This window comes from Mesorhizobium sp. M0217 (assembly GCF_040321955.1).
Taxonomy (GTDB): Bacteria; Pseudomonadota; Alphaproteobacteria; order Rhizobiales; family Rhizobiaceae; genus Mesorhizobium.
Genome location: NZ_JAMYSN010000036.1, coordinates 1 through 17,812 on the forward strand (window position 1 = coordinate 1; position 17,812 = coordinate 17,812).

At 61.2% G+C, this 17,812-nt stretch carries 17 protein-coding genes and 1 pseudogene; 9 read left to right on the top strand and 9 right to left on the bottom strand.

The genetic code is table 11. The features are described from left to right. Nucleotides 1-428 precede the first annotated feature (428 nt). From NKJ18_RS30165 to NKJ18_RS30180, 4 genes are all read left to right on the top strand, one after another. Nucleotides 429-944 carry an SLATT domain-containing protein gene (locus NKJ18_RS30165; RefSeq protein ID WP_352761175.1) on the top strand — a complete coding sequence of 172 codons (516 nt, stop codon included), beginning with the start codon at nucleotides 429-431 and terminating at the stop codon, nucleotides 942-944. Continuing rightward, on the top strand, nucleotides 941-2,263 hold the full coding sequence (locus tag NKJ18_RS30170; RefSeq protein WP_352761177.1) for a reverse transcriptase domain-containing protein: 1,323 nt from the start codon (nucleotides 941-943) through the stop codon (nucleotides 2,261-2,263). The genes NKJ18_RS30165 and NKJ18_RS30170 overlap by 4 nt, the downstream gene beginning before the upstream one ends. Nucleotides 2,264-2,389: 126 nt before the next feature. Next, a complete protein-coding gene (locus tag NKJ18_RS30175; RefSeq protein WP_031208674.1) occupies nucleotides 2,390-2,725 on the top strand; it encodes an antibiotic biosynthesis monooxygenase family protein in 336 nt (111 codons plus the stop codon). Next, complete coding sequence (locus NKJ18_RS30180; protein WP_502906190.1) at nucleotides 2,725-3,615, top strand: alpha/beta fold hydrolase; 891 nt, start codon at nucleotides 2,725-2,727, stop codon at nucleotides 3,613-3,615. The genes NKJ18_RS30175 and NKJ18_RS30180 overlap by 1 nt, the downstream gene beginning before the upstream one ends. Before the next feature lie 45 nt (nucleotides 3,616-3,660). On the opposite strand, the gene NKJ18_RS30185 is transcribed toward NKJ18_RS30180, so the two are convergent. From NKJ18_RS30185 to NKJ18_RS30210, 6 genes are all read right to left on the bottom strand, one after another. Further along, nucleotides 3,661-4,275, bottom strand: coding sequence for a LysE family translocator (locus NKJ18_RS30185; RefSeq protein ID WP_352761182.1), 615 nt, complete (start codon nucleotides 4,273-4,275; stop codon nucleotides 3,661-3,663). 107 nt (nucleotides 4,276-4,382) lie between these two features. Further along, on the bottom strand, nucleotides 4,383-5,189 hold the full coding sequence (locus tag NKJ18_RS30190; protein ID WP_352761184.1) for an ABC transporter permease: 807 nt from the start codon (nucleotides 5,187-5,189) through the stop codon (nucleotides 4,383-4,385). After that, the gene (locus NKJ18_RS30195; protein WP_023701874.1) at nucleotides 5,189-6,022 is read right to left on the bottom strand and encodes an ABC transporter permease; all 834 of its coding nucleotides are present in this window, start codon (nucleotides 6,020-6,022) and stop codon (nucleotides 5,189-5,191) included. The genes NKJ18_RS30190 and NKJ18_RS30195 overlap by 1 nt, the downstream gene beginning before the upstream one ends. A gap of 21 nt (nucleotides 6,023-6,043) precedes the next feature. Continuing rightward, complete coding sequence (locus NKJ18_RS30200) at nucleotides 6,044-7,159, bottom strand: ABC transporter substrate-binding protein (protein ID WP_023689052.1); 1,116 nt, start codon at nucleotides 7,157-7,159, stop codon at nucleotides 6,044-6,046. A gap of 82 nt (nucleotides 7,160-7,241) precedes the next feature. Next, nucleotides 7,242-8,333, bottom strand: a complete 1,092-nt coding sequence (locus tag NKJ18_RS30205) for an ABC transporter ATP-binding protein (RefSeq protein WP_352761186.1) — start codon at nucleotides 8,331-8,333, stop codon at nucleotides 7,242-7,244. Between the two features lie 103 nt (nucleotides 8,334-8,436). Next, the gene (locus NKJ18_RS30210) at nucleotides 8,437-9,333 is read right to left on the bottom strand and encodes a LysR substrate-binding domain-containing protein (protein ID WP_023705214.1); all 897 of its coding nucleotides are present in this window, start codon (nucleotides 9,331-9,333) and stop codon (nucleotides 8,437-8,439) included. Nucleotides 9,334-9,416: 83 nt separating this feature from the next. Here NKJ18_RS30210 and NKJ18_RS30215 point away from each other — a divergent pair, with 83 nt between their 5' ends. Then, nucleotides 9,417-11,018 (top strand): zinc-binding metallopeptidase family protein, encoded by a 1,602-nt coding sequence (locus NKJ18_RS30215; RefSeq protein ID WP_352761189.1) that lies wholly within the window; start codon nucleotides 9,417-9,419, stop codon nucleotides 11,016-11,018. 19 nt (nucleotides 11,019-11,037) lie between these two features. Continuing rightward, the gene (locus NKJ18_RS30220; RefSeq protein ID WP_023711883.1) at nucleotides 11,038-11,970 is read left to right on the top strand and encodes a dimethylarginine dimethylaminohydrolase family protein; all 933 of its coding nucleotides are present in this window, start codon (nucleotides 11,038-11,040) and stop codon (nucleotides 11,968-11,970) included. Between the two features lie 323 nt (nucleotides 11,971-12,293). On the opposite strand, the gene NKJ18_RS30225 is transcribed toward NKJ18_RS30220, so the two are convergent. The 3 genes from NKJ18_RS30225 to NKJ18_RS30235 form a co-directional block, all read right to left on the bottom strand. Further along, nucleotides 12,294-12,455, bottom strand: coding sequence for an FCD domain-containing protein (locus NKJ18_RS30225; RefSeq protein ID WP_352761191.1), 162 nt, complete (start codon nucleotides 12,453-12,455; stop codon nucleotides 12,294-12,296). Between the two features lie 237 nt (nucleotides 12,456-12,692). Beyond that, entirely contained in the window at nucleotides 12,693-13,115 is a 423-nt protein-coding gene (locus NKJ18_RS30230) for a hypothetical protein (protein ID WP_352761193.1), read from the bottom strand. A gap of 130 nt (nucleotides 13,116-13,245) precedes the next feature. Next, complete coding sequence (locus NKJ18_RS30235) at nucleotides 13,246-13,797, bottom strand: cytochrome c (protein WP_352761195.1); 552 nt, start codon at nucleotides 13,795-13,797, stop codon at nucleotides 13,246-13,248. A gap of 531 nt (nucleotides 13,798-14,328) precedes the next feature. On the opposite strand from NKJ18_RS30235, the gene NKJ18_RS30240 reads away from it, so the two are divergent. From NKJ18_RS30240 to NKJ18_RS30250, 3 genes and pseudogenes are all read left to right on the top strand, one after another. Continuing rightward, a complete protein-coding gene (locus tag NKJ18_RS30240) occupies nucleotides 14,329-15,843 on the top strand; it encodes a tlde1 domain-containing protein (protein WP_352597538.1) in 1,515 nt (504 codons plus the stop codon). A 208-nt stretch (nucleotides 15,844-16,051) separates the two neighbouring features. Continuing rightward, nucleotides 16,052-16,631: pseudogene (locus NKJ18_RS30245) on the top strand (ThuA domain-containing protein). Between the two features lie 103 nt (nucleotides 16,632-16,734). After that, nucleotides 16,735-17,793 carry a Gfo/Idh/MocA family protein gene (locus tag NKJ18_RS30250; protein WP_023831103.1) on the top strand — a complete coding sequence of 353 codons (1,059 nt, stop codon included), beginning with the start codon at nucleotides 16,735-16,737 and terminating at the stop codon, nucleotides 17,791-17,793. The last annotated feature ends 19 nt before the right edge of the window (nucleotides 17,794-17,812 follow it).

Consider the following 17,812-nt stretch of genomic DNA (forward strand, 5'->3'; position numbering starts at 1 on the left):
ACACTCCTTCCAAGGCACCTTGCTCTCCTTGCAAAGGGCCGAAAGTGTAACCCATGTCTCCGGAATGAACTGTCACCCATCTCTCGGGAAGGGCACATTTTATGCTACAAGGGTCTCGCCGTCAGGCGTGACCCTCACTCACAAGGAATTTGCGCCCTGATCTTGCTTTGTGAGAGCTTTTGTAATCTATTTTCAGTGGGGTACGGACGGAGCAGGTGAAAGCTTGCTGGCTCGCGAGGGTCACTGTTACTAAGTGAGGCTTCGGCCTTAGCAATCAGCTGCATTCGGGCAACCGAGTGCTTAGTTATCCTTTGAGAAATTGCGTCCGTACCTCTTGGAGCTCTGATGTCGGAAGTAAGCCCCAAGACCGAAAATATAGAGGACAAGATCTGGATCACATCTCGCGTGAGATGATCTCAGAAGCGCGGATGCTGCGCAACAACAACTGGTCGCTATTTTTGCTAGCATATTATTCGGTTTTCACCGTCGTTCTTGCGGTATTCCCAAAATATTTCGAGGCGTATTTTGTTTATTTTGATGGCATATCCGTAGCTGCTTCGGTGGCCGTTCTGGTGGCGTCCCTGGTGGTTGGTGGGTTTCGCTTCGAACGAACGGCGTCGCTGTTTCGTGATTGCTACCTTGCCTTGCAAAAACTTACGGACAGCGACGTTGATACAAATGCGAAGCGGCAGAGATATTCCGACATTCTACAAATGTGCCCGAATCACTCCAATGGGGACTACTACGACTTTATGGTTAGCCATACCTATCTGAACGGAAAAAGGGTCTGGAGCGCGGGTGAAGAAGTGAAATTTACACCCAACATGGTAAGATCGTACTATTTTCGTCAAATGGTTTTTTGTGTTCTAATGCTTTGCTTGGTTGCCGTACCTTTGGCCTTCGTTCTAGCCCCCCTAATTGCACCGATGGCAAAGGTTGCATGACGCCGCGCGAGCACTTTAAGAAGCAATTTACACCGACCAGCCTCAAGGCGATTTTTGAGGATCGCATTGTCCACACTGGTACTACTGGCAAGGACGGAGTTTCTCCAGCCGCGTTCGGGCAAATTATTGACAGTGAGATCAGTCGCATATTAGCGAAGGTTGGAAGTCGTTCGTACCGATTCACGACGTATAGACAAAAGCTCGTCCTGAAAGGCGCAGGAAAAGCTCCTCGCGAAATTTCTATTGCTACCGTTCGCGATCGAATTGTGCTTCGCGCGATCAATAATATCCTGATTGAATGCTTTTCAGATAAACGGCAAGCTGCTCCGCACCACTTCATACATGAAATATCTCAACTTATTGGACCTCTTGGTGACGAATTTTCGTTTGTTCAAGTAGACGTGCGGGACTTCTATCCAAGTATTTTACACGAAAAACTAATGGCCAGGCTTCGGTCGCGAATAAGGACCGTAGATCTCTTGGAATTGATCGAAGGGGCTATCCGCACGCCGACGGGATCGGCCAATTCCTCGCAGGTCACGTTAGCGGGTGTTCCGCAGGGCCTTAGCATCTCTAACATCCTGTCAGCGATCTATATGACCCGCTTCGATGACATGATGCACTCTCGCCACTCGTATTTTCGATACGTAGATGACATCATTGTCGTCTGTAAAACAGATCAGGCAAAGAAGACGTTTTCGTTTGTTGCTAAGCACTTGGAAAGGATTGGCCTCCTTTGCCATGAGCCGGCCAAGAATAGCAAGAGTAAGATCGTACCTTTAAGCGTCGGCGTCGATTATCTCGGGTACTATATCCGCCCCAAAGCAGTTTCTGTTCGGAATTCATCTTATCGGCGCATGATGGAAAATATCATGGCTGTTTTGACGGCTGCGAAACACACTACCAACAGCATAAAAATATTAAGGCGCCTTAATATAAAGATTACTGGATGCGTTTTTGAGGAAAAACGACTTGGGTGGATGTTTTTCTTTTCCATGACCACCGACCTCAGGCAGTTGCGAAGATTGGACGAATTTGTCTCCCAGGCATGGGCGAAAGCCGGAATGGAAAAATTCGGAAGACCCAAGACATTCGTCAAGTCATACCACGAAATACGATACCGGCTTAATAAGACGAAATATATACCGAAGTTTGATGAATATACACAAGAGCAGAAAGCGGCACTGATAGCTGATATGGAGGGGAGAGAGGTAGAGGAAGTTCTCAGGTGGTCAAAAGAGCGTATAGATCGGACATTTGCGAAGCGAGTAAAAAAGGAGGCTTCGAAATTGGAGAAGGACATTACTCCATTTAGCTAGGACTTGGTAAATTTGTGAATTTACTAACGGAAAAGGCCTCAGGCATACGGCCTTTTCAGGCCGGTGGTTACAAGGTTCGAATCCTGTCGAGGTCGGAACGCCGCTCGTGTTCAAGCGTTACGGCTGATGGCACCGAAAACCCCGACCATTGCGCGCATCTGGCGCGGCAGGACCTCGCCCGACAGGGCCGACGCCTATGAGCGCTACAATTACGAGGCTGGTATCAAGCCGCTGATCGAGAAAGCGCTTGGCGTGCAGACTTTTCGCGAGGACACGCCGACGCATTCGGAATTCATCACCATCTCCTATTGGGAGAGCGTCGAGGCGATGGCCGCCTTTACCGGCGGCGATCCGCAAAGCATCCACCATCTCGACCGCGACAAGGAGTTCCTGATCGAATTGCCGAAGGGTGTCCAGGTGCTGCGAATCCGTTCCAGCCACGGACTGGTTGGCGGCAGCTGATGTTTGCGGGCTTTGACGCCAGGACCGTTCAAATGGAGGAGACATCGATCTTCGTCAGGGCCGGTGGCTCAGGGCCGCCGCTGCTGCTCCTGCATGGCTTTCCCGAAACGCATGTTATGTGGCGGGACATCGCCGTGGCATTGGCGCCGCACTTCAGCGTGGTTGCCGCCGATCTGAGAGGCTACGGCCAAAGTGGTTGTCCGGCTTCCGGAGCCGATCATGCCGCCTATTCCAAACGAGCGATGGCGCGCGACATGGTGCAGGTTATGGACGTTCTCGGCTTCGACCGCTTCACGGTTGCCGGCCATGACCGTGGCGGTCGCGTCGCCTACCGGCTGGCGCTCGACCATCCCGAAACCGCGTCGAAGGTCGCCGTTCTCGACGTCATCCCCACGGCCTCCGCCTGGGATCGGGCCGATGCCAGGCTGGCGCTGGCCTTCTGGCCGTGGAGCCTGCTCGCCCAGCCGGAACCGCTGCCTGAGCGCCTGTTGTCCGCAGCACCCGACGCAGTTGTCGACAATGCGATCGCCGGCTGGGGCTCGGCTCCAGATGCTTTTCCCGCTGAGGTCAGGGCCGCCTATATCGAGGCGCTGCGTGATCCCGCCCATGCCCACGCCATCTGCGAGGAATATCGCGCCGCCGCAGGCATCGACCGCGAGCACGACGCGCAGGACCAGGCTGATGGCTGTCGCATCAGATGCCCGCTGCTTGCGCTCTGGAGCGGCGAGGGCGGGTTGGAAAACTGGTATGCGGAGGAAGGTGGCCCGTTGGCGATCTGGCGGCAATGGGCTGATAACGTCGGAGGCGGCTCGGTCAAGGGTGGGCATTTCTTCCCGGAAGAGCACCCCGAAGACACGGCTGCAAGGCTGTCGAGATTCTTCGCAAGCTGACGGCGGACCGATTGCTAAATCCGGCCCTGTGTAGTCCTGTGTCGGCTATCTCAGATGCCCGAGGGATTGCAGGATCAAAGTGCTCGAATGACCAAGCAGGGCGATACCGTACAACCGGACGATCCACACGGCGTTTGGCCCAGCCAGAAGCCTTGCAGCCCGCGCGCCAAGGGCTGCGTAAAACGTCAGCACAAACACATCGGCAAGCGCGGCGATAATGGCCAGGATGCCATACTGGATCGCGATCGGCTCATCCACGCGGACAAAATGCGGCAGGATCGCGGGGAAAAGCAGCCAGGCCGCCGGATTTGTGACCGCCACCAGGAAGCAGCGCCCAATGAGTGCCTTGGCTGAATGGCGTGTTTCGGGAAGGTTAGGGTTGAACGAAGGTCGGGATGCGGTGCGCAGGGTACCGATGGCGACGAAAAGCAGATAGCCGGCGCCGAACATCCTGAGAGCCGAGAGATAGAATTCCGAAGCCAGCAGAAGAGCGCCGAAGCCCAGCGCGACGATGCTGATAAGAACGAAATCAGACAGTACGACGCCGGCCATGCCGAGAAACGCGCGTCGAAAACCGTAGCGGGAGCCGTTGGTGATGGCGAGCACGACGTCCGGTCCCGGAACGGCCATTCCGAGAACCGACACAAAGGCAAATGTCACCAGCGGCAGGTTTCCCATGACGCCGCGTAATGCACCCGGCGCTCACCGTCCGTAACGCCCTTCACACAGCGGCTTGGCTATCGCCGATTGTTGTTGGCCACCTTGGCTCAGTGCCCGCCGCGCATCTTCACCACCACAGTCCTCACCGCCAGGACCAGCACGGTGATGATGATCAGGATCACCGAAAGGGCTGCGATCGCCGGGTCGATGTTGTCGCGCAGGCCCATCCACATCAGCCGCGGCAGCGTGATGGCGTTGACCGAGGTGATGAACAGGGTCACGCCGATCTCTTCCCAGGACAGCACGAAGGAGAGAAGTGCAGCGGTGACGATGCCGAACTTGATGTTGGGCATGATGATGCGCGTCGCGCGTTCCCACACGCCGGCGCCAAGGCCGCGCGCGGCAAGGTCGATGCGGCGGTCGAGCTGGCTGAGCGAGACCAGGATCAGCACCGTGGCGAAAGGCACCGTCATCACCGAATGCGCCATGGCGACGCCGAGCCATGTGTCATAGCCAAAGAACGAGCTCATGCCCGAGATCGACGTCAGCAGGAAGTAGAGCGTGATCGCCGAGACCACCGGCGGCACCACCATCGGCAACAGCACGAAGCCGACAAGGGTGGCCGTGAAGCGCGGCTGGAACATCCAGACGCCAAGGCTGAAGCACAGCGCCAGCACGGTGGAGATGACGCTGCTGACGATGCCGATGCGGATCGACAGCAGGATGGCGTGGAGCCAGCGCGGATCCTCGATCAGCGCGCGGTAGTGGCGCAGCGACAGTTCGCCCGTCGGCATAGCCAGCATGCGGCTTGGCGTCAGCGACACCGGGATGACCGCCAGCAGCGGCAGCAGCAGGAACAGTGCCACCAGCACGGCGAGGATCAGCGAGACGGGACCGGGGCGATAGGTCGGCATCAGATCAGTTGCTTCGGTCTGACATAGCGGAACAGCAGCGCCATGAGCGCGCCGACGAACAGCACCAGCACGACGCTGATCGCCGCGCCCAGTCCCCAATCGGGACTCTGGAAGATGCGCAGATAGATCAGCTCGGCGATCATCACGCTGCGGCCGCCGCCGAGGATCGCCGGCGTGACGAAGAAGCCGAGCGAGAAGACGAACACGATCATCGCCGAACCGATGATGCCGGAGCGCGTCATCGGCACGAACACGGTCCAGAAGGTGCGCATACGGCTGGAGCCGAGCCCGCGCGCCGCGAGCAGCACGCGCTCGTCGAGGCTGCGCATGGCGGAGGCCAGCGGGAACACCGCGAAGGGAATGAGGAAATGCGTCATGCCGACGATGACGCCGAACTCGTTGCGCACCAGCGCCAGCGGCTCGGAGATGAAGTCGATCGATTGCAGCCAGGTGTTGATCAGGCCGCGGTTGGATAAAAGCGCCACCCAGCCGAAGGCGCGGGTCAGCACCGAGATCCAGAAGGGGACGAGAATGCAGAATTCAGCGATTATGCGCTGTGCCGGGCTGCCGCGCACCCACACCATGGTGATGGCGTATGCCGCCGCCACGGAAACCACGGTGACGATCAGCGCGATGCGCAGCGTGCGGATGAACACAGACTGCACCAGGGCATCGGTGGCGAGCGCGCCATACTGGCCGAGCCCCGGTGTCGGCAAGGTGACGCTCCACTTGACGACGCCGAGGAACGGCCAGGCGTAGGCCAGCACAAGGAACAGGAGCAGCGGCGCCATCAGCACCGCCGCGCCCATCCTGTCGGAGAGGGTGCCTCTCATCGAAGCTCGTGCCCGGCCTGGTCAGGCCGAGATGATCTTGGTGTATTCGTCGAGTGCTGCCCCGTAATTCTTGGCGTACCAGTCCATGTCGAGCGCGATCTGCTTCTTCATGTTTTCGGGATCGACCGGGTTGATGCGCTTCTTGTCGGCGGGGATCAGCGCATCGGCGGCCGGATTGGCCGGACCCTGTCCGAGCTTGTCGAACATCACCAGCTGCTTTTGCGGATCCTGGGCGCTGGCGATGAACTTCATCGCTGCGTCCTTGCCGCCGGGGTTGCCCTTGAGCACGGCCAGCGCGCCGGGCGAAATCAGGCCCTGATCCCAGATGAACTTGATCTTGCCGCCCGAGTCCTGCTCGATCAGCGAGGCGCGGGTCGACCACACGATCGCCATCGAGGCTTCGCCGTTGAGCAGCACGCTCTGGCTCTCGGCGCCGCCGCCCCAGTAAGCCACGACGTTTTCCTTGAAAGCGGCGATCTTGTCATGCGCTCGCTTCAGGTCGAGCGGGTAGAGCGAGGCCGGCGCGATGCCGTCTGCAAGCAGCGCTGCTTCCCAACTCGACACGCCCCATTTGTAGAGCGAGCGCTTGCCCGGAAACTTCTTCACGTCGAAGAAGTCGGCCATGCCGGTCGGCGCGTCCTTGCCGTATTTCTCGGAATCATAGGCGATGACATAGGAGAAGAAATAGGTCGACGCCGCGTATTCCCAGCCGAACCCCTCGCGCATCTTCTTCTTGTCGACGATGGCGTAGTCGATCGGCTCGAGCGCACCCTGCGCGCCGAGCGTGATGGCCGAGAACGGGTCGACGTCGACAAGGTCCCAGGTCGGCGCGCCGCTCTTGAACTGTGCGGCAATCGCGCCTTCGGTCGGGCCCGAACCGTCCATCTTGACGGTGATGCCGGTTTCCTTGGTGAAGGCCTGGCCGTAGGCGGCGTCATAAGCGGTAAGGGCATCGCCACCCCAGTTGACCAGCACCAGCTCCTTGGCCTGCGCAAAGGCACCGGTCGAGCGCAGCAGCATCGGTGTGCCGGCCAGCACGAGGGCTGCAAGCTGGGTGAATTGCCGGCGCGAAATCTCGCCGCGCACAGCCCGGGCGGTCAGCCCGTCCATGGCTTGTTTTTTGCTTTGGTTTGTCATTTTAGTTCCCCTTTTTCGTTTTGGTTCCGGTGGTTATGGCGCGCTCCAGATTCTTTGCTGGAAGACTTCGCCTTTCTCGTCGTCATCCTCCGTCCGGAAGGAGGAAACCCTTTTCCGCCGGCCATGTCAGCCAGACGGAATTGCCTTTGCTGAGTGCAGCCGCCGCGACCTCGTTCGGCACCGAGACGGTCACCTTGGCGCCCTGGCGTGTCGTCAGATCGAGTTTGGTCGCCGCACCCAGATAGGTCGAGCCGATGGCGGTGGCGGCAATGCCGTTCTCGCCGGCGGCGGCTTCGCGCGTGATCGACATATGTTCGGGCCGGATCGCCAATATGGCATCGCCACGGACTTTCTCGGCCTTGCAGAGCATGTTGACCGCGCGGTCCTCGCAGAGGCCCGTCGAGCCATTGTCGGCGGGCTTGACCCCCTTCAACGGCAGCATGTTGATCTCGCCCAGGAACTCAGCGACGAAACGATTGGCCGGCCGGTCATACACCTCGTCCGGTGCACCGACCTGCAGCAATTTGCCATGGTTGAAGATGGCGACGCGCGACGACAGCGCCAGCGCCTCGCTCTGGTCGTGGGTAACGAAGACGAAGGTGGTGCCGGTCTCCTGATGCAGCCGCTTCATCTCGGCCTGCATCTGGCCGCGCAGGCTCTTGTCGAGCGCTGAGAACGGCTCGTCGAGGAGCAGCACGCCGGGTTCGAACACCAAAGCGCGGGCCAACGCCACGCGCTGCTGCTGGCCGCCGGAAAGCTGCGCCGGCAGTTTCGTCTCATGGCCCTTGAGGCCGACGCGCTCGATCATCTCGGCAACGCGGCGCTTGATCTCGGAAGCCGATTTCTTGCGCACCTTGAGCGGGAAGGCGATGTTGGCCTCGACCGACATATGCGGAAACAGCGCATAGCCTTGGAACACCATGCCGGCGGCGCGCTGCTCTGCCGGCCGATCGGTGATGTCGAAACCGTCGCTGAAAAGCTTGCCGGCGGTCGGTTGCACGAAGCCTGCCAGGATCATCAGGAAGGTGGTCTTGCCGGAACCCGAGGGGCCGAGCAGCGTCAAAAACTCGCCGCGGCCGATATTGAGCGTCAGGTCGTCCAGCGCCCGGAACGAGCCGAAGCTCTTGCCGATCCCGATTGCCTTGATCTCTGCGGCCCGGCCGGGTTGCTGCATCCTGCCTCTTCCTTGATCGTGGCTTGAGCGTAGGGCAGTGCGCCGGCTCACCGCAACCGAATAGTTTTCGCCTGATCGGCAAATTTGATTCACGGATGGGAGGCTAGTACGGGCTGATCCGGTTCTCCGACAGCTTCGACCTCAACCACCCATTGAATGCTTCCAGCACCGGGTGGCTGGCCTTGGCATGTTCCGACACCAGGAAATACGAGCGCGGCGAGGGGATCGCGATGTCGAAGGGGCGCACCAGACGGCCTTCGCTGAGCGCGCGGCGGCTGGTCAGTTCGTCGCCCATTGCGATGCCTTGTCCGGCGATCGCCGCGGAGAAGACGAGGTTCATGTCCGAGAAGAAGATACCGCTTTCGGTGTCGGGGTTTTCCACCTTGGACAGCGCCAGCCAGCGCGCCCAGTCCTCGGTGTCGCCGAGATGCAGGAGATTGGCGCGCAGCACGTCGGCCGGTTTTGAAAAGCCACCGACCTTGTTGAGCAGTGTCGGGCTGCAAAGTGGCGTGAACGAGATTTCGCACAGCAACTCCACCGAGCGGTTCGGCCAGTTGCCGACGCCGAAGGCAATGAAGGCATCGGCGTCCGGATTGCTGACATCGTCCAGCCGCCGCGGCGTCAGGATCGACAGCGCCACGTCCGGATACATCTGCCGGAACTCGCCGATGTGCGTGCACAGGAACAGAGAGGCGAAGCCCGGCGTGCAGGAAACGGCGAACGAACCGCCGACGCCCGTGCCGGCCTGGCGCGTCACCGCATCGCCGAGCACCGTCAGCGCCTTTCTCACATCGGCGGCATAGCGCTGGCCGCGCGGTGTCAGCGCCACGCCCTTGCCGATGCGCTCCAGCAGGTCGAAGCCGAGGTCGCGTTCGAGCAGCCGCAACTGATGGCTGACGGCGCTGCGGGTCAAATGCAGTTCATCGGCTGCGCGCCAGACACTGCCGTGACGGGCAAAACTGTCGAGGGCGCGCAGCGCCTGTGTGGAAGGTATTCGCAAGAGGCCTCAGGTGAACCGAATTTGCATGAACCGGAAAAACATATCACTTTTTGCAATGCCGCTTCACTGCTTTCTTGGGCCGCATGGAGAAACCGGTGACGACCTCGGCGCAAGCCACCGCGCTTGCCTGTCTCGATAGCATCCAGCCGTCGCTGTCGGCGTGGACGCGCACCATTTTCGATTTCGGCGAAACAGCCTGGCGCGAATACCAGTCGGCGGCCTGGTATGTCGCGCGGCTGAAGCATGAGGGCTTTTCGGTCGAGGAAGGGTCGGCCGGCATGCCGACCGCCTTTTGCGCCCACTGGACGAATGGCCCGGGGCCGACCATCGGCATGTACGGCGAATACGACGCCGTGCCTGGCAACTGCCAGGACGCGGCAACGGTGAAGCGATCGCGGCCGGGCCTCGGCAGCGAGGCCGGCGGCCACACCGATCCGCATTCCGGGCTTGGCATTGCCGGCCTCGGCGGACTTCTCGCCACCAAGGCGGCAATGCAACGCCACGGCATCGAGGGGACGTTGCGCTTCACCGGCGAGCCGGCCGAGAAGGTCAGGGGCTCGAAGCCGATCCATGCGGCCAAGGGCTACTATGACGGCCTTGCCGGCATGATCTCCTTCCACCCCTTCTATATGCTGCCGCTCTGCAACACGGCGCGCTGGGACACGCATTGCGGCGCCGCCTATGCGATGATCTACCGTTTTGTCTGCGACGAACCCGAAAACTGGGTTCGCGCAAGCGATGGCGCGCCGATCCCGCAGGCGCATTCGGCGGTGCGGGCGCCCGGCGCCAACGACGCACTGATGACGATGTACATGGCCTCCAAGGCGCTGCGCGATTCCATGCTACCCCACCAGGGCGGCTGGTCGATCAGCGAGGCGATCCTCACCGCCGGGCAGGCGACCGCCGACAATCTGCCGGCGGGGCTGGCCGAGATCCAGTACATGATCCGCGTGCCGACCATTGCCATGGCAGAGCAAGTCACCGCGGTGCTCGACCGTAATGCGGCCGCGGCCGCGGCGATCAGCGGTTGTCGCTATGAGCGCCATTGGGTGACGAAGTCGCGGCCGGGCCTCGCCAATCACGTCATGGCGGGGATTGCCTATGAGGCGCTGTCCACCGTTGGCGCGCCGAGCTGGGACGAGGCGGCGAAAGCGATCGGTCGCGAGGTCCAGGTCAATGCCGGCGGCACCGCGACCGAAAACCCTTTCATCGACGAGATGGAGCGGCTGATTTCGCCGCAAGAGGCCGAGGCAATCCTGCGCCGCGATTTGCCTCCGTCGCAGATTAACTCGACCTCCGACGACTACACCGACATGTCGTGGCACACGCCGACCGCACGCTTCTATGTCGCCCGCCCGGCGCTGCGCTCCGCGAATGGCCATGCCTATCCATCCTGGGCGATGAACGCGCTGGGCGGTATCTCGGCCACCATCGACCCGATGGTCATCTGCGCCGCCAAGACGGTTGCGCTTGCAGCCCTCCGCCTGCTCGAGGACAAGGCCGCGCGCGATGCGGCCATGGACGAATTCGTCACCCGCACCTGCGGCGGCATTGGTGGCTCCAACTGGATCGCGCCGCTTTGCGACTATGACCCGCCGATCAATTTCCGCTGGCCGGAATATGTCACCACCGCGCGCGGACGCGATTGGTGGATTCCGAGCAGCCAATCCAATCAAGCTGCATAGTCAAATCGAGGAGAACCTTATGACCGTCCATGATCGCATCATCGCCGAACCGTTCTCGCTGCAGCGCCGCAATCCCGCCGGCGGCACCAAGCCGCTGACATCATGGGGCTTTGCCAACGAGACCGACGTGCTGACAGACGTGTTGCTCGGCTCGCCAAACTTCCTGCGCCACCTCTCGACCAGCTCGCTCTCGCGCAAGCATTTGCGCGAAGCGCCCTGCAACGTTCAGATCGCCCAGGCGCAGCACAAGGACCTCGTCGCCGCCTATGAGCATTTCGGCGTCAACATCCACTGGCACGAGCCGACGCCGGAACTGCCGATGCAGGTCTATTCCAGAGACTCCAGCGTCATGACGCCCTACGGCGCCTTCATCACCGCCATGGCCAATTGGTGGCGGCGCGGCGAGAACTATGCCGCCATCCGCACCTATGAAAAGCTCGGCATCCCCATCTACGACATGGTCACGGCTGGCACCTTCGAAGGCGGCGACTTCAACGTCATCGAGGAGGGCGTGGTGCTGATCGGCTGCGGCGGCGCCCGCACGCAGGAAGAGGGCGCCCGCCAGGTGCAGGACTGGTTCGAAAAGGAAGGCTGGGAAACGCGCCTCGCCTTCATCGACGAATATTACGTCCATATCGACCTGATGGTGGTGCCGATCGCCGAGAAGCTCACCGCGGTGTGCCTCGCCTGCACCGAGCCCGGCATCGTCGACTGGCTGAAGGGCAAGGGCCACGAGATCATCGACGTGCCCTTCCAGGACACGATGGCGCTCGGCTGCAACTTCATGTCGCTCGGCAAGGACAGGGTGATCGCGCCGACGTCGAGCCAGTCGCTGATCGGCCAACTCAAAGCGCGCGGCTTCGAGGTTGCTGCCGTCGACATGAGCGAGATTTCCAAGACCGGCGGCGGCATTCACTGCATGGCGCAGGCGCTGAAGCGCGAGCCGGCGTAACGGCACGAATCGCCGCCGGGACCTGTGACGGACTGCTGCCAGATTTGACAAAACAGGCCTGGCAGAGGAAATTGATGCCGTTAGAGGAGGGATTCTGTGAAGAAAACTTACGAAAAGCCGAGTCTGGCCAAAGCCGGCAAACTCGGATCGCTGGTCGCTTCAAACCCGTCGAAGCCCGCCCCCTGAGCGCAACCAGCCGCTGAGGCCGAAATTCGGTCGTCCTGGTTATCGACGACCGGATCGCGCTGTATGATTGAAGGGAGCCCGCCGGCTTTGAACGGCGGGCTTTTTGCTTTGCGCCAGAGCGCTGCCGCGTCTGCCGGCTAGTCCAATCTGCCCAAACCTGAATTGAACTTGCGCCGGGCGTTTTCCAGATGCGCCCGCATCGCCTGGCCGGCCGCTTCCGGGTCGCGGTGCTCGATCGCCTCGAACACCGCCTGGTGGCCGGCAAAACTCGTGCGGTTTTCGATCTCCGTATTGGCCACGTGGATGCGCGGATTAATCAGCCATTCGACCTAGCCGTTGATTTTGAAACCAAGCCAGCTTCCCCAAAAGATCATGCCCAAACAAAGCCATAGCGCGAAGACCACATGCGCGCGGTTCCCGCCCGCCCGGCGATCAGGGAGTGGCTGGCGTGAGATGGCCGCGCTGACGACGGAACGAGATCGCCTCGTCTGGCCGGCCGGACTCGCGACGGCGTGGTCCGGCCGGAATTCCATCTGCTATGCGGGTATCAATACGGCGATGCGATGCACGCCGACCTCCTTGCTTGTATTCGTCGCTTCATCGGTCTTGCCCTTGGAGCAGGTGTACATATCACCCGTCTTGAGCTTGAATTCCTTGTCCGCTTTCTTGATCGTGAATGCACCTGAGGTAATGGTGCACACCATGTCGTTGTCCATCACGGTTTGAGGAGCATGTGCTCCGGGCTGAAACACAACGTCGATAATTGCGATGCTCTTGTAGGCGGGAATGTCTGCATTGCCGGTGCCGACCTCCACCACCCTGACACCGGGCGCAATCTCCTTGCCCTCTTTCGGGCCGTATTTCTTGATTTTTGCCGATGCCGCCAAGGTGAACAAAGGCGATACCGCGGCGGTCGTCAGACCGAGGGCAATTGCAGACCTGCGATTCATGGTTTTCATTGCATCCTCCCGATGCTCGTCATGCATGGATATGCACGACCGGCGATATATTAGCACAAACGAATTTACTTGTATGCAAAGTGACTGTGGCGCAGGCCAGCAAGAAAATGCTCCGCCGGATAATGTCGCTTCACTGTACCTTTTGCCGGAATTTCGAATGACAGGTCGAGCAATCCTGCAGGATGAGATGCAGGATATGCTCCGCCGGCAGTTTGGTCGGATCGGCTTCCTCTGGAATCGAGCGCTTGCCGAGCAGGCTGCCGCCGCCCATCGCCAGGCCGGTGCCCATGCGCATGTCATCGGTGATGACGGCCGGCGCGCTTTCGGCCTTGGCGGCCAGAGCGTCGGCGAGCGTTCCGATATGATTTGCCAGGGCCTCGAATTCCGCCCGTGACTGATCGATCTCCAGCCTGGCCTGCGAAGGCGGTCCAAGCGAGCCGCTCGGAAATTCGGCAATCAGGGCAGGGCGGGTGCGCGCGCGCAGCGTGTCCGCTGCCGCCTTGAAGGCTGCGGCGTCATAGGGTTGCCTGCGGTCGAACATGCCGGCAATGGTTTTCGCAGCCGCCGCCATCTCCTTCATCGACGCCTGGCGGGCCGTGACGATCGGTCCGCTGCCGACGGAGGCGCCCATCGTAAGGGCACAGACCAGCCACAGCAGCGCCGCTTTCACAGTCCATCTCACGGCGCCATGTCCTTGCCCCATCCATCCGTGCTCAGCCAGCCGCAGCAGGGGTTCGACCTGCAGTCGGATTCTTCGGTCGTGATGCCGGTTCTCATCGGTAAATTTCCGTCGCCGGAGGTCTCCGTCTCTAATCAGATAGACCTTCCAGTCACCGGAAGGTCAACTGATTGAGAAGGCCGATCAGCGGGCAATCAGCACAGGCTTGCAGCAGGCTGACGCAGCGTTTCCTTGACTTGGATCGCAAAAACGGGCAGCAAGGCGGGGGTGAGGGAGAGCATTTCTACCGTGGCGCAGACCACGGAGTGCTCTTTTTTTCGTATCAGGCGCCGCATAATCGGTGGCTGATGGAGGAATTGGTTAACCAACTTTGTCCATCTTTTGATTCAATCGGCAACAGACGCGAAAGGTGCAGGGGGCACCAGCGAACTGTGGATGTCACGGATGCGAGGGTCGCAAGCCTGCATGCCGATTGAGAGTGGTTGTATGGCGTTTTTGCGTTTGAAAGACCGGGGCGACACTCCTGAACGGGGTTTGACTTCGAAGAGATCCGGCCAGCGCTGGGTGGTGGTGCCGGTTGTCGGCGCGGCCTTGGCGCTGTGGTCGGTGGCAACCATGGCCGGCCTCTATTCGCTCGGCACCTCGCTCACCGCAGCTTCCAACAGCCTTCCGCGCAGTCTGCTTCTGCCGAACGCAGCACTTGCCGATTCGCGCCGCAGCCTCGCCAATTCGTGGGCGCCTCGGCTTTCGGCGCAAAAATTACAGACCTCGCTGCTCAGCCAATGCGACGCCGGCTGCGCGCATGCCGCCGCGAACTTCGCGCATGACGGCAAGATGGCGCGGCTGAAGCCGGCCGCGCACGCTGTGGCCCCGAGCAGTGTCGCCTCAAACATTGCGCCAAACACCAGCGTCGCTCTCGCCACTTCGCGCGGCATGCGCTTCGACGGCGTGGTGGCCAAGGCAGAGCTGTCGCCGCAAAAGCTGGCTGCCGCCTTCGCCAAGGCCTCGAATGCGCCCTTCATGCTTGCCAGCCTTCCGGTCGCTGCCCGTTTCGCCGAAGTCCGGCTGCCCGATCAGCATGGCCCGGCCTCGGAACGCTTTGGGCCGGAAGTGGCTGAGATCGAACGCTCGTCGCGCCTGGCGCTGGCGCTGGCCAACAGCTTGCCGGAAGACGCTGACATGCTGGCCCCGCCGCCGGCCGTTGAAGCAATCGCCGGAGGTCAGGATCCTGAGCAGGCCGAGGTTCAGGTCGCTTCGCTGCCGCCGCAGGACGATCTGCCCGACAACATTGCGTTGCCCGGTTGGCGTCCACGCGCCGAAACCGCTCAGCCTGCCGAGGCTCGGCAAGCCAGCAAGCCCAGGGCAGCCAAGCCACAGACCGACAGGACGGCCGAGAGCCCCGCACCCCAGTCGCCGGGCAATTCGTCGCCGCGCTCGCCACGCAGTACTTCGGAGGTCGCCGCACTGCCTGGCGTGCCAGACAGCCAGAGCATCCAATCAAGCCGGATCAAGCCTGGCAAACGGTCGAAGACACAGGCCGGCGAGATGCTGGCCTATGCCAAGCCGGACGTCCCGGCGGGCGGTGTCGGTCGCGCCTTCAAGGATCTGTTCGCCACGCCCGGAATGGGCGGCGGCGTCGCCGTCTACGATATCTCGGCCAAGACCGTCTACATGCCGGACGGCTCGCGGCTGGAGGCCCATTCGGGGCTGGGTTCGATGGTCGACCAGCCGCGCTTCGTGCACAAGAAGAATGTCGGCCCGACGCCGCCCAACACCTATGATCTGCGGCTGCGCGAATCCCGCTTCCATGGCGTCGAGGCGCTCCGTCTCACTCCCGTCAGCGGCGGCAACAAATACGGCCGCGACGGCCTGCTCGCCCACACCTACATGCTGCGCGGCGGCCGTGCGGAATCCAATGGCTGCGTCGTCTTCAAGGACTACGCCCGCTTCCTTGCCGCCTACAAGAAAGGCAAGATCAAGCGCCTCGTCGTCGTGCCGCGCCTGACCAAGCCGCTGACGCGGGTCGCTCAGGAAGGCCGGGGAGCGTAAGGCAGTAGGCAGTAGGCAGTAGGCAGTAGGCAGTAGGCAGTAGGCAGTAGGCAGTAGGCAGTAGGCAGTAGGCAGTAGGGCCCAGGAGCGTCCATCGCCTGTTCCTTGTTTTTCTGCCCCTATTGCCTATTCCCCACTGCCTATTCCCTTTTGACCCCCAGGCAGATTATGACTGACCCCTGCGGGTCGGCTTCACCACGAGGACATCATGACAATACGCGCTGTCGTTTGGGGCGAGAACATCCATGAGCGGACCAATGAGGTGGTCGCAGCCCTCTATCCCGAGGGCATGCACACGACCATCGCCAAGGCGCTGAATGCCGACGAGGCGATCTCCGCCTCGACCGCCACGCTCGAAATGGCGCGAGGCGGGTGAGCGCGAGCGGCTCTGGGCGACCAGTCCCAGCCATCCGATCGCCGAAGGCGTCGGCGAATATTTCGAGCTCGAGAATGAAGAAATGTATGGCGAGCAGTTCGCCGTGCCCGAACCGCTGGAGACCGTCTTCATCTCCTGGTTCCAGGGCGGCGAGGTGTTCCGTTCTGGGCTGACCTATCGCCGCGGCGCCGGCAATGTCTTCTACTTCCGCCCGGGCCACGAGACCTATCCGACCTATCACGACGCCAATGTGCACAAGGTGCTGCGCAATGCGGTTAAGTGGGCGCACAATCCGCAGGGCACCAAGTCGGCGATCCTTGAGGCGCCGAACGTGCCGGTCGAAAAGGCGCTGGAGCCGATCGTCGAGCGCGGCGGCAAGCTGCACGTTTCGGGCGAGGCCGGCTACCGCTAAAGCAAAGTCCAGGAAAAAAGGCGTAGCGGCTTTCCGCATGGGTTTCCTAGACCGTATCTGCGCCATATGATTGAATCGAACCAATTCGCTCGGAGTGCAGAGAATGCGGCTTTTGATACTGGGTACAGGCTGGATGGCGCAGGAGCATGCCCGCCGTTTCGGCGGCATCGACGGCGTCGAGATCGTCGGTGCTGTCGACGTCGATGAAAAGCGCGTGGGCGAATTCGCCGACGGGTTCAAGATACCGAAGCGATTCACATCGCTGGAAGACGCGCTGGCGTGGGGCGAATTCGATGCGGTCGCCAACGTCACGCCGGACCGCATTCACCACCCGACCACCATGGCGTTGATCGCGGCCGGCAAGCCGGTGCTGTGCGAAAAGCCGCTGGCCGAAGACTTCGGCAAGGCAAGCGAGATGGCCAACGCGGCTGAGGCAGCCGGCATCGTCAACATGGTCAACCTCACCTATCGCAATGTCGCTGCCTTGCAGAAGGCGCGACAGATGGTGCTGGCCGGCGAGATCGGCACCGTCCGCCACGTCGAGTCCTCCTATCTGCAGAGCTGGCTGGTGTCGAAATTCTGGGGCGACTGGCGCACCGACCCGAAATGGCTGTGGCGGCTGTCGCGCGACCACGGCTCCAACGGCGTGCTCGGCGATGTCGGCATCCACATCCTCGATTTCGCCAGCTATGGCGCCGCACTCGACGTCGACCACGTGTTTTGCCGGCTGCGCACCTTCGACAAGGCGCCAGGCAACCGCATCGGCGAATACGACCTCGACGCCAATGACAGCTTCGCCATGACGCTGGATTTCTCCAACGGCGCCTTTGGCGTCGTTCACGCCAGCCGCTGGGCGACCGGCCACATCAACGAATTGCGCCTGCGCATCTATGGCGACAAGGGCGGCATCGAAGTCGTGCACAATCTCGAGGGTTCGGAACTGAAGGCGTGTGTCGGCGAGGATATCGAGAACGGCAAATGGCAGGTGCTCGACGCCGGCACGGTGCCCACCAATTACCAGCGCTTCGTCGATGCGGTTCGCAGCGGCGTGCAGGCCGAGCCTTCATTCCACCATGCCGCCGAACTGCAGAAGGTGCTGGATCTGGCCATGGTTTCGGAACAGAAGCGGACGGAACTGAGGGCCAGCGCCGATACGCAGTGATGTGAAGGGGAGGAAGAAA

What these genes read in the sequence shown, in the direction of transcription:
- NKJ18_RS30200 (WP_023689052.1), bottom strand. Translation starts at nt 7,159, where the DNA reads ATGACAAACCAAAGCAAAAAACAAGCCATGGACGGGCTGACCGCCCGG.
- NKJ18_RS30250 (WP_023831103.1), top strand. Translation starts at nt 16,735, where the DNA reads ATGCGGCTTTTGATACTGGGTACAGGCTGGATGGCGCAGGAGCATGCC.
- NKJ18_RS30175 (WP_031208674.1), top strand. Translation starts at nt 2,390, where the DNA reads ATGGCACCGAAAACCCCGACCATTGCGCGCATCTGGCGCGGCAGGACC.
- NKJ18_RS30170 (WP_352761177.1), top strand. Translation starts at nt 941, where the DNA reads ATGACGCCGCGCGAGCACTTTAAGAAGCAATTTACACCGACCAGCCTC.
- NKJ18_RS30195 (WP_023701874.1), bottom strand. Translation starts at nt 6,022, where the DNA reads ATGAGAGGCACCCTCTCCGACAGGATGGGCGCGGCGGTGCTGATGGCG.
- NKJ18_RS30180 (WP_502906190.1), top strand. Translation starts at nt 2,725, where the DNA reads ATGTTTGCGGGCTTTGACGCCAGGACCGTTCAAATGGAGGAGACATCG.
- NKJ18_RS30165 (WP_352761175.1), top strand. Translation starts at nt 429, where the DNA reads ATGCTGCGCAACAACAACTGGTCGCTATTTTTGCTAGCATATTATTCG.
- NKJ18_RS30205 (WP_352761186.1), bottom strand. Translation starts at nt 8,333, where the DNA reads ATGCAGCAACCCGGCCGGGCCGCAGAGATCAAGGCAATCGGGATCGGC.
- NKJ18_RS30230 (WP_352761193.1), bottom strand. Translation starts at nt 13,115, where the DNA reads ATGAAAACCATGAATCGCAGGTCTGCAATTGCCCTCGGTCTGACGACC.
- NKJ18_RS30215 (WP_352761189.1), top strand. Translation starts at nt 9,417, where the DNA reads ATGGAGAAACCGGTGACGACCTCGGCGCAAGCCACCGCGCTTGCCTGT.
- NKJ18_RS30190 (WP_352761184.1), bottom strand. Translation starts at nt 5,189, where the DNA reads ATGCCGACCTATCGCCCCGGTCCCGTCTCGCTGATCCTCGCCGTGCTG.
- NKJ18_RS30220 (WP_023711883.1), top strand. Translation starts at nt 11,038, where the DNA reads ATGACCGTCCATGATCGCATCATCGCCGAACCGTTCTCGCTGCAGCGC.